This window comes from Pseudomonas corrugata (assembly GCF_001269905.1).
GTDB classification, from domain to species: Bacteria; Pseudomonadota; Gammaproteobacteria; order Pseudomonadales; family Pseudomonadaceae; genus Aquipseudomonas; species Aquipseudomonas corrugata.
Map to the genome: position 1 here is coordinate 220,266 of NZ_LHVK01000003.1, position 13,304 is coordinate 233,569.

Annotated in this window: 11 protein-coding genes; 4 read left to right on the forward strand and 7 right to left on the reverse strand. The window is 60.4% G+C overall.

What is annotated here, in order from left to right:
- Positions 1–231 precede the first annotated feature (231 nt).
- The 3 genes from AD665_RS01265 to argE all read right to left on the reverse strand — a co-directional run bounded on the left by AD665_RS01265 (position 232) and on the right by argE (position 4,629).
- Positions 232–1,554, reverse strand: coding sequence for an OprD family porin (locus AD665_RS01265; RefSeq protein ID WP_024780488.1), 1,323 nt, complete (start codon positions 1,552–1,554; stop codon positions 232–234).
- Between the two features lie 486 nt (positions 1,555–2,040).
- The gene (gene argA, locus AD665_RS01270) at positions 2,041–3,339 is read right to left on the reverse strand and encodes an amino-acid N-acetyltransferase (RefSeq protein WP_024780489.1); all 1,299 of its coding nucleotides are present in this window, start codon (positions 3,337–3,339) and stop codon (positions 2,041–2,043) included.
- Positions 3,340–3,471: 132 nt separating this feature from the next.
- A complete protein-coding gene (gene argE, locus AD665_RS01275) occupies positions 3,472–4,629 on the reverse strand; it encodes an acetylornithine deacetylase (RefSeq protein ID WP_024780490.1) in 1,158 nt (385 codons plus the stop codon).
- Between the two features lie 238 nt (positions 4,630–4,867).
- On the opposite strand from argE, the gene AD665_RS01280 reads away from it, so the two are divergent.
- Positions 4,868–6,235 carry a CYTH domain-containing protein gene (locus tag AD665_RS01280; protein ID WP_053190586.1) on the forward strand — a complete coding sequence of 456 codons (1,368 nt, stop codon included), beginning with the start codon at positions 4,868–4,870 and terminating at the stop codon, positions 6,233–6,235.
- A gap of 126 nt (positions 6,236–6,361) precedes the next feature.
- Here AD665_RS01280 and AD665_RS01285 read toward each other — a convergent pair whose 3' ends face one another.
- Positions 6,362–6,832: an Lrp/AsnC family transcriptional regulator gene (locus tag AD665_RS01285; protein ID WP_024780492.1), complete on the reverse strand. Its 471-nt coding sequence runs from the start codon at positions 6,830–6,832 to the stop codon at positions 6,362–6,364.
- 125 nt (positions 6,833–6,957) lie between these two features.
- Between AD665_RS01285 and AD665_RS01290 the strand changes: the two genes are divergently transcribed.
- The 3 genes from AD665_RS01290 to AD665_RS01300 all read left to right on the forward strand — a co-directional run bounded on the left by AD665_RS01290 (position 6,958) and on the right by AD665_RS01300 (position 9,621).
- Positions 6,958–7,287, forward strand: a complete 330-nt coding sequence (locus AD665_RS01290) for a hypothetical protein (protein WP_024780493.1) — start codon at positions 6,958–6,960, stop codon at positions 7,285–7,287.
- 144 nt (positions 7,288–7,431) lie between these two features.
- A complete protein-coding gene (tfpB, locus tag AD665_RS01295) occupies positions 7,432–9,216 on the forward strand; it encodes a type IV pilus assembly ATPase TfpB (protein ID WP_024780494.1) in 1,785 nt (594 codons plus the stop codon).
- Between the two features lie 84 nt (positions 9,217–9,300).
- The gene (locus tag AD665_RS01300) at positions 9,301–9,621 is read left to right on the forward strand and encodes a DUF2388 domain-containing protein (protein ID WP_173668678.1); all 321 of its coding nucleotides are present in this window, start codon (positions 9,301–9,303) and stop codon (positions 9,619–9,621) included.
- 162 nt (positions 9,622–9,783) lie between these two features.
- On the opposite strand, the gene gcvH is transcribed toward AD665_RS01300, so the two are convergent.
- The 3 genes from gcvH to AD665_RS01315 all read right to left on the reverse strand — a co-directional run bounded on the left by gcvH (position 9,784) and on the right by AD665_RS01315 (position 13,159).
- Positions 9,784–10,170 carry a glycine cleavage system protein GcvH gene (gcvH, locus tag AD665_RS01305; protein ID WP_024780496.1) on the reverse strand — a complete coding sequence of 129 codons (387 nt, stop codon included), beginning with the start codon at positions 10,168–10,170 and terminating at the stop codon, positions 9,784–9,786.
- A 52-nt stretch (positions 10,171–10,222) separates the two neighbouring features.
- Entirely contained in the window at positions 10,223–11,305 is a 1,083-nt protein-coding gene (gcvT, locus tag AD665_RS01310; protein ID WP_024780497.1) for a glycine cleavage system aminomethyltransferase GcvT, read from the reverse strand.
- A 240-nt stretch (positions 11,306–11,545) separates the two neighbouring features.
- Positions 11,546–13,159 (reverse strand): ABC transporter permease, encoded by a 1,614-nt coding sequence (locus AD665_RS01315; RefSeq protein WP_053190588.1) that lies wholly within the window; start codon positions 13,157–13,159, stop codon positions 11,546–11,548.
- Positions 13,160–13,304 lie beyond the last annotated feature (145 nt).

A 13,304-nucleotide genomic window follows, 5' to 3' on the forward strand; every position in this document is an offset into this window, starting at 1 on the left:
GGTTTTAAAAAGAATGAATATCGATCTCTCTAGATTTTTTGTGAATATAAAAAACTGTTCACTGGCCCAGACGTACCTATGAGTCCAACATCTTCGACGAGGTTTCGAGAAGGCCTCGAGTTGCTGTAAAGAGGAGAAACTTCGAGAAAGGCTTCAGGGGTGGGCCTGACCCGAAAACGCAAAAGCCCCGCCCGGCGTGTGCCGGGCGGGGCTTTTTTATAGCTCTACATCTTACATGAAGTTGTAAGTGTAGTTGAAGATCAGACGGGTCTGGTCCTGGCTGTCGCCAGCACCGCTGCTGCGGTAGGTACCCTGACGCAGGGTAGTGCCGAAGCCTTTCAAAGCGCCTTGCTGGATGACGTAATCCACACGCATGTCGCGTTCCCACTCGGAGTAATCGCTTCCGCCAGCAGTGGCGGATTTGACATCGTCACCACGCAGGTAGGAAACCGAGGCTTTCAGGCCTGGAACGCCCAAGGAAGCGAAGTCGTAGGAGTATTGACCGAAGCTGGTATTTTCACCGGCACGGACAAACCCGTTGATCATGCTGTCGGTGAACAGGTAGAAGCTCGCGCCACCCGCACCTTCGGGACGACCGTCGCCGTTAACCACGTTGCCCTGGTTCAGGTAGACGAAGCCACCGTCATCACCGACTTGCTGGTGACCCAACAGGAAGGCGCTGCCACCCAGTGTGTAGGTGAACATCGCGCTCCAGGTCTTGTTATCGACCTCGCCCGAGTGCTTGGCATAGCCACCGTTGTTGTTGAACTGATAACCGGCATCGCCATTACGGCCATCCGAGCTGCTGTCGAAGTAGCGCAGGTCGGTCTTGAACGATTGGCCTTCGCTGATCGGGAAAACGTGCACCGCACCCAGGAAGTGCTGCTTGTAGTAATCCTGCAGGTTAGCGTAGTAGTACTGCAGGGTCAGGTCTTTGGTGACCTTCCAGTCAGCACCGGCAAAGCGGAACTGGTTACTGTCCTCGGTACCACCGGCCACTGCCAGGCCAGTGCTGTTGCTCGATGCACGGCCAGTGGCGTGCTCCAGCTGACCGGCATTGAAGGTCACATTGTCGATTTCCTTGGAGGTGATGGTGCCACCTTCAAAGGTCTGCGGCAGCAGACGGGAATCGTTGGCGACCAGGATCGGCAGGTTCGGTGCCAGTGCACCACCTACGTGAGCCTCGGTCTTGGAGAACAGCGCCTTGACGTTGCCCGACAAACGGCTCCAGTCATGTACTGCCGCACCATCGGTATCGCTTGGCATAAAGGAGCCGGCGTTACGGCCCCTTCCACCATCGAGACGAATACCCACCAGCGCCTGAGCATCGATACCGAAACCCACTACACCTTGCGTGAAACCAGACTTGTAGTCGAACTTGAGGCCGGTGCCCGTTTCGCGCAGGTCTTCTTTGCCTGTTTCATGGTTATCGTTATTGAAGTACAGCGTACGAGAACTGACGGACGCCTTGCTGTCTTCGATAAAACCGGCGGCGCCTGCCTGCTGCGCCAGAACCCCAACGGCCACAGCCAGGGCCAAGGTGGACTTGTTCATGCTTCGCTCCTCTCGTTTTCTAATTCTTGTGTTTCTTTGGTTCTGGATCGAACGTCCGGAATCCGCGGATGCGCGATTAGCGCCAGACCGTGACCGACAAGTCAATCGTAACCATTTATGACTACGACCAAGGTCTAACCCCACGACACCGGGCGGGAGAATAATGGATTATTCATAAGCCCAAAAAGAATTGTTTCATAAGTTTTCAGTCGATTTGGACATATAGGTGCCAGCAATGCTTCTTCACCGCAGACCTGGCATATCGGCCAGCCTTGCGGATTACTGAATGGCTATTTTTTGTGCAGTTTTCAGGACAAAGAACGTAAATGTCGAGGCTCGCCATGCAAGCCTCGATGGCTCTGTCTCAGTGCGTCCGGAGCAGCATAGACCACAATCGTGAAGGTTTTGAGACAGACACTTCATTGTCTGAAATCAAAAAGAGTGCAACCTGTCGCACATAGCGGGGTTCACAGAGGGTTACCGGATCTACAGGGCTTTCTCGAAGATCTTCGAATTGCGTTGATAGTTGTACAGCGAAGCCCGAGCCGCCGGCAGACGTTCAACGCTGCTCGGTTCGAAGCCCCGTTCGCGGAACCAGTGGGCGGTACGGGTGGTGAGGACGAACAGGGTCTTGAGTCCCTTGGCGCGGGCACGGGCCTCGATCCGCTCCAGCAACTCGTCGCCCCGTCCACCGTGGCGGTACTCAGGATTCACCGCCAGGCAGGCCAGCTCCCCGGCGTCCGAATCGGCGATCTGGTAGAGCGCCGCACAAGCGATGATCATGCCCTCGCGCTCGACCACGCTGAACTGTTCGATTTCCCGCTCCAGCACTTCGCGGGAGCGACGCACCAGGATGCCCTGCTCCTCCAGTGGGCTGATCAGGTCCAGCAAGCCACCGACGTCTTCGATGGCCGCTTCGCGCACCACCTCGAATTGCTCTTGAGCGACCAACGTACCGCTGCCATCGCGAGTGAACAGCTCGGCCAGCAGCGCACCGTCTTCGACGTAGCTGACAATGTGGCTGCGAGCGACGCCACCACGGCAGGCCTGGGCTGCAGCATCCAACAGTTCGGCCTGATAGTCGCTGCCCAGGCGTTGCATATGGGACGGGACCTGCTGTGGGCGCAACTCGCGCACCAGACGCCCGTCCTCGCCGATCAAACCCTGCTCGGCACCGAACAGCAACAGCTTGTCGGCCGCCAGGTCAATGGCGGCCCGGGTTGCGACATCTTCACAGGCGAGGTTGAAGATTTCTCCGGTAGGCGAATAGCCCAACGGCGACAGGAGGACAATGGAGCGCTCATCCAGCAGGCGATTGATACCCTTGCGGTCGACCCGGCGCACTTCGCCGGTATGGTGATAGTCCACGCCTTCCAGCACGCCGATGGGCCTTGCGGTGACCAGGTTGCCGCTGGCGACCCGCAACCGCGAGCCCTGCATCGGCGAAGAAGCCATGTCCATCGACAGGCGGGCCTCGATTGCAATGCGCAACTGGCCAACCGCATCGATCACGCATTCCAGGGTCGCGGCATCGGTGATGCGCATGCCGTGGTGATAGTGCGGGGTCAGTCCCCGCGCGGCGAGGCGGGTTTCGATCTGAGGACGCGAACCATGGACCAGCACCAGCCGCACACCGAGACTGTGCAGCAGCACCAGGTCATGGACGATGTTGCCGAAATTGGGGTGTTCTACTCCGTCGCCGGGCAGCATGACGATGAAGGTGCAGTCGCGGTGGGCATTGATATAGGGCGAAGCGTGACGAAGCCAATTGACGTATTCGGGCATGAACCTGGACCTGTAATAAATAACAGCCGAAAAAAAGACGAAACGGACGCACAGCAGGCTGATGGTTATCGTCGGAACAGGCTTGGCGACACGCGCGCTCTCCTTATGAATACGGGTCTGGATATAGGCAATCTAGTAGCCGGCGGCCGGTGTCAGGCAATAGTGTTCGATCAACTGCCGTAACAATTGCACAGTAGGTTGCAGTCGTGACATTTCAAGGTGCTCGCCCGGCTGGTGGGCACAGGCGATATCGCCAGGGCCCAGCACCAGGGTTTCGCAACCAAGGCGCTGAAGATAAGGCGCTTCGGTGCCGAACGCCACTGCTTCGGCACGATGGCCGGTGAGCCGCTCGGCCACGCGCACCAGTTCGGCGTCCTCGGACTGCTCGAACGGCGGCACTTCGGGGAACAGCGGGGCATAGTCGATCTTGACCTTGTGCCGCTCGGCGATGGGATCGAGCTTCTGCAAAATGGCCGCACGCAATACTTGCGGATCCATGCCCGGCAAGGGACGCAAGTCGAATTCCATCGAGCATTGGCCGCAGATCCGGTTGGGGTTGTCGCCGCCATGGATACAACCGAAGTTCAGGGTCGGTTGCGGCACCGTGAATTGCGGGTTACGGAACTCACGCTGCCATTGCAGGCGCAGGCCACGCAGCTCGCCCATGGCGTCGTGCATGGCTTCAAGCGCGCTATGCCCCAGGCTCGGATCGGAGGAATGACCGCTGCGCCCGAGAATGTCGATGCGCTCCATCATCACGCCTTTATGCAGGCGAATCGGCCGCAGGCCGGTCGGCTCACCGATGACGGCGGCGCGTCCCAGAGGACGTCCGGCATCGGCCAAGGCGCGGGCGCCGGCCATGGAGCTTTCTTCATCGCAGGTGGCGAGGATCAGCAACGGTTGCTTGAACGGCTGATCCAGCAGTGGCTTGAGCGCTTCGATGGCCAGGGCGAAGAAGCCTTTCATATCGCAACTGCCCAGCCCGACCCAGCGCCCATCGACTTCGGTGAGCTTCAGCGGGTCGGTCTGCCACAGTGCACCGTCGAACGGCACCGTATCGCTATGCCCGGCCAGCACCAGACCACCGGGGCCGCTGCCGAAACTTGCCAGCAGATTGAATTTGCCGGGACTGACCTGCTGGATATCACAGGAAAACCCGAGGTCGCCGAGCCAGCCCGCAAGCAGTTCGATCACGGCGCTGTTGGACTGGTCCAGCCCAGGCTGCGTGCAACTGACCGAAGGCGCGGCGATCAGGGCAGCGAACTGATCTTTCATGGACGGCAAAGGCATCGCTGGCTCCGGACTCACAAGTTGACACCCATCATAGAACCATCCGGTGCCGGTGTCCTGCATCACAAATACTGTTCTTTTTTGACGGTGTCTGTTGCCGTGATGCTGCGTTGCCGCTCCTCGCCATAGCGGGCTATGACTCGTCGCGGCGCGTAGGACGGAGGACTCCTGTACACTGCACGGCCTTGGCAGCCACACCTTCCCCCGGCTGCGCACCCGATCCCTGGATTTTCCGGCCATGCAGAAAGAAACCGAAATCAAACTCCGCGTCAGCCGCGAGACCCTGGCAGCCTTGCGCGAGCACCCGCTGCTGAAAAAACGCAACAAAGGCGGCTGGGAACGCCGTGAGCTGATGAACCAGTATTTCGACACGCCGGAGCGTGACCTGGCTCGGGCCAAGGTCGCCCTGCGCCTGCGCCGCGACGGTGAAGAGGTGATTCAGACGCTCAAGACCCGTGGCCAGAGCATCGCCGGCCTGTCCGAGCGCAACGAATACGACTGGCACCTGCCCAAAGCCAAGCTCGACCTGAAGAAACTCGATGGCGAATGCTGGCCCGAGGCCTTGGCCGAACTGGACAAGAAAACCCTCAAGGCCATCTTCACCACCGATTTCGTCCGCGAGCGCGCCGAAATCGCCTGGGGTCGCGGCAAAAGCAAAGTGGTCATCGAAGCCGCGCTGGACCTGGGCCATGTCGTGGTCGGCAAGCAGAAGGAAGAAATCTGCGAGCTGGAGCTGGAACTGCGCGAAGGCGAGCCCGCCGCGCTGCTGGAGCTGGCCGCCGAACTGGCCGCGACCCTGCCCTTGATGCCCTGCGACATCAGCAAGGCCGAACGTGGCTACCGCCTGTACGATGCAAACAGCTACGCCCTGAGCCTGCCCGCCCCGCAATTGACCGCCGAGATGCCGCTGGACGACGCCTTCGCCGCGCTGAGCTGGCATTTGCTGGGCAGCAGCCAGCGCCTGGCCGAGCAGTACCGCTTCAATGGCCACTGGCGCCTGCTGTTGGATTGGGTAGAGAACCTCGCCGAACTGCGAGCCTTGCTCAGCAGCCTCGGCCAGGCCGCTCCACGCCAGTCGACCCACGACTTGCGCGCCGCCCTGGACGCCCTGCTGGAAGACTGGCGTCCACTGGTCCAAGCCGGCCTGGACGACGAAGATGTGCGCAAGGCGGCACCGGAGCAGTTCCTTGAAGAGCTGCAGGACCCGCGCTGGGGCCTGTTTTCCCTGAACGCTTCGCGCTGGCTGCTGGCCCGCGGCTGGACGACCGAACGCAACACCCGTGGCAATCGTCAGGGCGCGGCGCAACTCAACAGCTGGCTGCCACGCCTGCTGGGCGAGGAAGCCTCGTCCCTGCAGTTGCAACGCTACCAGCAGCAACCTGAAGACCTGGCCGAACAACTGCCGCGCATCGAGCGCATCCAGGTCTGGCTGCACCACGCCCGTGCGGTGTTGGATATACCGGAGATGGACCGCCTCTACGGCGAGCTGAACAAACTGGCGCAACTGGCCAACGAGCCCATTACCGACGAAGCCCTGGATGCACGCAAGCATCAGGCGATTGCGGTTTATCAGAATCGGGCCTGGAAGATGTTGTTGCGTCTGTAATACCGCCATCGCGAGCAGGCTCGCTCCCACACCGGATCTTCAGCGGACACAATTGATGTGTACGAGCATGGCATCAATGTGGGAGCGAGCCTGCTCGCGATGGGGCCGGAGCAGACACAGCAGACGTCAGCGCATCACCGGTAAACTCGTCGTGGACTTGATCTCCGAAAGCGCCACGATCGAGTTCACTTCCTGTATCCCCGGCACCAGCGACAGCTTCTCGAAAAAGAATCGCTCATACGCCTCGATGTCCGCCGTGACGATGCGCAGCAGGAAATCCACCGACCCCATCAGCACATAACACTCCAGGACTTCGGGAAAGCCGCGAATCGCCTCGGTGAATTCGGTGAAGTTCGAACGCCCGTGGGCGTTGAGTTTGATTTCGGCGAAGATCTGCGTGTTGAGTCCGATTTTCTTGCGGTCGAGCAACGTTACCTGACCGCGAATGATCCCCTCCTCCTTCATTCGCTGGATCCGTCGCCAACACGGCGACTGGGACAGGCCTACCTGTTCGGCGATCTGCGCGCTGGACAGCGACGCATCCTCTTGCAGCAACGCCAGTATCCTGCGGTCGTAACCATCCAGCTCGCTATGCATAAATAAACTCTTCAAGAACAAAATAAAGAATCATACGATTCAACATGATGGCTAATTTGTGCATTTTAGATAAGAAATTCCCCTTCGCGCATGTAAACATTCCTCTCCACTCAAGGAGATCGTCCATGCCCTCGTTCGAAACCGTCGCCCCGCGCGCCGATGTCTGGCATACCGCCAACGCCCATTGTCGCGTGAAGTACCGGTTGCTGGCCGAAGCCGAAGCCGATTTGCTGTGCCGGGCCCTGAATCTGTTCGCCCTGCAGGGCTTGATGCCAGAGCAGGTCCACGTCGAACGCCAGGATGAACTGCTGACGATGGAGATCCTCATCGAAGGGCTGAGCTGGCACCGTGCCCAGGTGCTTGCGGAAAAATTGCGCAACCTGATCAGCGTGTGCTCGGTGGATCTGCAAAGCGCCGATACCGCCTGGGCTGCGCCGGTCCAGGCGACGGCTTGAGGGGTATCAGGCAAGAATTCGAAACGCATTGGTCGGGTAGTGGCCCAACGGTTCACCGGGTCGGGACTATTCTTTTGCAGACCGACTCAGGACGCGCAAGCGTCTGTATCGCGGCTTTGCTGCAATTGTTCAATAGGAACCCACATGTCCACCAAACACGCCACTCAGGACCGCTGGCTGGACCTCAATGATCTGCTGCGCCAACTGGTCACCCAAGGCTTCATCAGCCAGGATTCGGCCGAAACCGCGCTCAACGCCCGGCGACGCCACAACACCAGCAGCCAGTTGCACCCGCTGGAGTTCATCGCCAACCAACATCTGGACGACCTCAGCCGCCCCGGCAAGCGCCTGGACCTGGAGAGCCTGACCCTGTGGTTGTCCCAGCAGGCCGGCCAACCGTACATGCGCATCGACCCGCTGAAGATCAATGTCGCGGCCGTTACGCCACTGATGTCCTACGCCTTTGCCCAGCGCCACAAGATCCTGGCGGTGGCAGTCGATCGCGATACCGTCACTGTCGCCAGCGCCCAACCGTACGTCAGCAGTTGGGAATCGGACCTGACCCATGTGCTCAAGCTGCCGATCAAACGAGTGGTCGCCAACCCCGTGGACATCCAGCGCCTGAGCGTGGAGTTCTATCGCCTCGCCAAATCTGTCAGTGGCGCCACCACGACCGAGCAGCAACCGAGCAACCTCAGCAACTTCGAACAATTGCTCAACCTGGGCGCCAGCGACCAGGAGCCGGATGCCAACGACGCGCATATCGTCAATATCGTCGATTGGCTGTTCCAGTACGCCTTCCAGCAGCGCGCCAGTGATATCCACATCGAGCCACGTCGCGAGCAGGGCACGGTGCGGTTTCGCATCGACGGGGTGCTGCACACCGTCTACCAGTTCCCGCCCCAGGTGACGATGGCGATCATAAGTCGCCTGAAGAACCTTGGACGGATGAACGTCGCGGAGAAGCGCAAACCCCAGGATGGCCGGGTCAAGACCAAGACCCCTGACGGAAACGAGGTGGAGTTGCGCCTGTCGACATTGCCTACGGCGTTCGGCGAAAAAATGGTCATGCGGATCTTCGACCCCGAAGTCCTGCTCAAGGATTTCGACCAGCTCGGATTCTCCGCCGACGACCTGCGCCGCTGGCAGGACATGACGCGCCAGCCCAACGGCATCATTCTGGTGACCGGCCCCACCGGTTCCGGCAAGACCACCACCCTCTACACCACCCTCAAGAAGCTGGCGACGCCGGAAGTGAACCTCTGCACCATCGAGGACCCGATCGAGATGGTCGAGTCGTCCTTCAACCAGATGCAGGTGCAGCACAACATCGACCTGAGTTTCGCCGCAGGCGTGCGCGCGCTCATGCGGCAGGACCCGGACATCATCATGATCGGCGAAATACGTGACCTGGAAACCGCCGAGATGGCGATCCAGGCGGCACTCACCGGGCACCTCGTGCTCTCGACGCTGCATACCAACGATGCACCGAGCGCCATCAGTCGCCTGCTTGAGCTCGGCGTGCCCCACTATCTGATCAAGGCCACGGTCCTCGGAATCATGGCTCAGCGCCTGGTGCGCACACTGTGTCCTCATTGCAAGGCGCCCCTGGCCCTGGACGAGGAAGACTGGCAAACCCTGACCCGGCCCTGGCAAGCCCCCTTGCCGAGCAATGCCCAACAAGCCGTCGGTTGCCTGGAATGCCGTGATACCGGTTATCGCGGCCGCGCCGGGGTGTACGAAATACTTCAACTGAGTGACAGCATCAAGGGACTGATCCATGCCGATACAGACCTGCTGGCAGTACGCCGCCAGGCATTCAAGGAAGGCATGCGCAGCTTGCGGCTGTCCGGTGCTCAGAAAATCGCCGCAGGGCTGACCACTGTCGAGGAGGTGCTGCGGGTAACGCCGCAAAGCGAGCACAAATGAACCCGGTATCGCTTGACCGATAAGTCACGGAACTGAATCCAGACGCAGGTAATCCAAAGTCATAGTTAACCCAGTGGAGTCACCATCATGCGTCTCAAACTTGCTGTCGCTACCCTAGCCTTGCTGTCTCTTCCTGTTGGCTCGGCAATGGCCGACACGTTTTGGCGTAACGTCATCTCGTCCGGTGCAACCACCGGTTCCACCTACCTGACTTTCAAGGATCACAAACTGATCGTCGCCGCCCAGGACGACGCCGGTAGCTTCGTCGCCAGTGACGGCAACATCCGCGGCCCTTATCTGGAAGCGGCAATGCAGAAGGTCCGTGCCGATAACCCAGGCCTGCAGGCCACCGACATGGAACTGGCCAACGCGATCCTGGCGAAAAACGCCGTCGCCCAGGACTGATCCGGCCCCATGAAAAATGCCGCTCGATCGAGCGGCATTTTTTTGCCTTGCAAGTCATCTCTTGTGGGAGCGAGCCTGCTCGCGATAGCGGTAGGTCAGCAATATTCATGCTGACTGACACACCGCCATCGCGAGCAGGCTCGCTCCCACATTAGCGGCTCATCATTCGCCGATGGCAGCCTTGTAGCCAGCCGCATCAAGCAGCTTGCCGAGATCAGCTGCGGCATTGGAAGGCTTGAGCTTGAAGATCCAGGCGTTATACGGCTCGGAGTTCAACAGTTCCGGCGAACCAGCCAGCTCTTCGTTGACAGCGATCACTTCACCGCCGACCGGGGCATAGATGTCCGAAGCGGCCTTGACCGACTCCACCACGCCCGCTGTCTCAGAGGCGTCAAAAACCTTGCCTAGATCCGGCAGCTCGACGAATACCACATCACCCAGCGCTTCCTGGGCATGGTCGGAAATGCCCACGGTAACGGTACCGTCAGCCTCCAGGCGCGCCCACTCATGGCTTTCAGCAAAACGCAGTTCGGCAGGGATATCACTCATATTCTGTGTCCTCAAGAGAAAGTGTCAGCGGCCAGCGGCCCGCCGTGAAAGGTTAAATCAGGGTTTTGCCATGGCGGACGAAGGTCGGTTTGACCACCCGTACCGGGTACCACTTACCACGAATTTCTACCTCGGCACGGTCGGCGGTAGCCATCGGAACACGTGCCAGGGCGATCGACTTGCTAAGCGTAGGAGAAAAACTGCCACTGGTGATCTCACCTTCGCCCGCATCAGCAATGCGAACCACCTGATGGGCGCGCAAGACGCCGCGCTCTTCCAGCACGAGACCAACCAGTTTGTGCTGCACGCCCCCCGCCAACTCGGCTTCCAGCGCACTGCGCCCGATGAACTGCCGGCTCGCCGGCTCCCAGGCAATGCTCCAGGCCATGTTCGAGGCCAAGGGCGAAATGTCTTGGTGGATATCCTGGCCGTAGAGGTTCATGCCGGCCTCCAGGCGCAAGGTATCCCGAGCTCCGAGGCCAATGGGCGAAATGCCCGCCCCCACCAGATCGTTGAAAAAACTCGGCGCTTCGTGAGCGGGCAGGACAATCTCCAGACCATCTTCACCGGTGTAGCCCGTGCGTGCGATGAACCAGTCACCGTCGGCGCGCCCCTCGAAGGGCTTGAGTTGCTGGATCAATTGACCGCGCGATTGCGAGACCAGCTCGGCAATCCTGTGCCGGGCCTGTGGCCCCTGGATGGCCAGCATCGCCAGCTCGGAACGTTCGCGCAGTTGCACGTCGTATTCCCCGAGCTGCACCTGCATCCAGGCCAGGTCCTGATCCCGGGTCGAGGCGTTGAAGACCAGCCGGTAACCATCGTCTACGCGGTAGACGATCATGTCGTCGACGATGCCACCCTGCTCGTTGAGCATGGCACTGTAGAGGGCACTTCCCGTGTCCTGCAAGCGATCGACGTCGTTGGCGAGCAAGCGCTGCAGCCAGGCCTTCGCCTGGGTACCGGCGACGTCGATTACCGTCATGTGGGATACATCGAATACACCGCAATCGCGACGCACCTGGTGGTGCTCCTCGACTTGCGAGCCGTAATGCAGAGGCATATCCCAACCGCCAAAATCGACCATCTTCGCGCCGAGGGCGAGATGAAGGTCATACAGAGGCGTACGCTGTCCCATGGGTTTCTCCTTCCGGGCTTGGCGAAGATGCGGACTGTCCGACAGACGGAGCGCACCGAATGCGGCGCATTGTAGCCGCATGATCCGCTGTCCTGTATCACCAATACTGTTCTTTTTTGACGGTGCCCATTGCCGTCATGCTGCGTTGCCGCTCCTCGCCTGACGACAATAACCACTCGTCAAAAAAGGAACGTATTGGCGAAACAGCACACTCGGACTGACACCTGGGGACTCGTTTCATCAGCTCCGATGAGCCGAACGTCGTATCAATCCGATGACCGGCAACAGTCCCACCAATACCAGGGTCAGCGCCGGCAGCGCGGCCCGGGCCCACTCCCCTTCGCTGGTCATTTCGAAGATCCGCACTGCCAAGGTGTCCCAACCGAACGGGCGCATGAGCAGGGTCGCGGGCATTTCCTTGAGCACATCCACGAACACCAGCAACGCCGCACTCAGTGTGCCGGGCAGCAATAGCGGCAGATACACTTTGAAAAACAGTTGTGGCCCACTGACACCGAGACTGCGTGCAGCTTCAGGCAACGATGGGCGGATCCGTCCAAGACTGCTTTCCAGGGGCCCGTATGCCACGGCCAGGAAACGCACCAGATAGGTCAACAGCAGGGCCGACAGGCTGCCCAGCAGCAGGGGCTTACCCGCGCCGCCGAGCATGCTCGACAACGGGATAACCAGCTCACGGTCCAGATAGCTGAAAGCAAGCATGATCGACACCGCCAGCACCGACCCAGGCAAGGCATACCCCAGGTTCGCCAGCCCCACGCCGCCACGAATGGCACGGGTCGGGGCCAGGCGCCGGGCGAAAGCCAACAGCAAGGCCACGCAAACGGTGATCAGCGCCGCCAGGCCCCCCAGGTAAAGGGTGTGGACAATCAACCCGGCATAGCGCTCATCCAGATCGAAACGGCCGCGCTGCCAGAACCACACCACCAGTTGCAGAACCGGGATGACGAATGCGCAGATGAATACCAGCAGGCACCAACCAGTGGCCGCTGCGGCCTTGAGACCACACAAGGCATACAAAGCCCTGGCCCTGGGCCGTTCGTTACTGGCCCGCTGGGCACCCCGAGCCCGGCGTTCGCCATAGAGCACCAGCATCACTGCCAGCAACAACAGGCTGGCCAGTTGGGCAGCACTGGAGAGGCTGAAGAAGCCGTACCAGGTCTTGTAGATGGCCGTGGTGAAGGTGTCGAAGTTGAACACCGACACCGCCCCGAAATCCGCGAGGGTTTCCATCAATGCCAGCGCCACGCCCGCCCCGATGGCCGGCCGGGCCATCGGTAATGCCACGCGCCAGAACGCCTGCCACGGCGACTGCCCGAGCACTCGGGCAGCTTCCATCAACCCCTTGCCCTGGGCCAGGAACGCACTGCGCGCCAGCAGGTATACGTAAGGGTAAAAAACCAGGACCAGCACCAGGATCACCCCGCCGGTAGAGCGGACCCGGGGCATGCGCAGGCCGCTGCCGAACCAGTCACGCAACAAGGTTTGCACCGGGCCGGCAAAGTCCAGCAGGCCCACGAAGACAAACGCCAGCACGTAGGCCGGAATCGCGAACGGCAGCATCAATGCCCAGTCGAGCCAACGCCGGCCCGGAAACTCACAAAGACTGGTGAGCCAGGCAAGGCTGACGCCCAGCACCGTCACCCCTGAACCCACGCCGACAACCAGCGTCAGGGTATTGCCCAACAGACGCGGCATCTGGGTGTCCCACAAATGGGACCATATCTGCGAGTCGATGCTTTGCCAGGACAGCAGCAGCACACTCAAGGGCAACAGGACCAGCGCGGCGATGGCGAAGACCAGGGGGTACCAGCGGCGTTGGACGGGGTGGGTCAAGGAAGGCGCTCGTTCAAATGATGCGTGGGCAGGCTCACAGAAAACCCGTGGCGAGGGGATTTACCCCCGCTCGATGGAAGCCATGGTATGTCAGGTGGACTGAGTTGTTTTCCACGGGCTTGCTTCGCAAGCCAGCGGGGATGCA

Bases quoted from the DNA above. Each gene is read 5' to 3' on its own strand.
- AD665_RS01265 (WP_024780488.1), bottom strand. From the start codon at position 1,554: ATGAACAAGTCCACCTTGGCCCTGGCTGTGGCCGTTGGGGTTCTGGCG.
- argA (WP_024780489.1), bottom strand. From the start codon at position 3,339: ATGCCCGAATACGTCAATTGGCTTCGTCACGCTTCGCCCTATATCAAT.
- argE (WP_024780490.1), bottom strand. From the start codon at position 4,629: ATGCCTTTGCCGTCCATGAAAGATCAGTTCGCTGCCCTGATCGCCGCG.
- AD665_RS01280 (WP_053190586.1), top strand. From the start codon at position 4,868: ATGCAGAAAGAAACCGAAATCAAACTCCGCGTCAGCCGCGAGACCCTG.
- AD665_RS01285 (WP_024780492.1), bottom strand. From the start codon at position 6,832: ATGCATAGCGAGCTGGATGGTTACGACCGCAGGATACTGGCGTTGCTG.
- AD665_RS01290 (WP_024780493.1), top strand. From the start codon at position 6,958: ATGCCCTCGTTCGAAACCGTCGCCCCGCGCGCCGATGTCTGGCATACC.
- tfpB (WP_024780494.1), top strand. From the start codon at position 7,432: ATGTCCACCAAACACGCCACTCAGGACCGCTGGCTGGACCTCAATGAT.
- gcvH (WP_024780496.1), bottom strand. From the start codon at position 10,170: ATGAGTGATATCCCTGCCGAACTGCGTTTTGCTGAAAGCCATGAGTGG.
- gcvT (WP_024780497.1), bottom strand. From the start codon at position 11,305: ATGGGACAGCGTACGCCTCTGTATGACCTTCATCTCGCCCTCGGCGCG.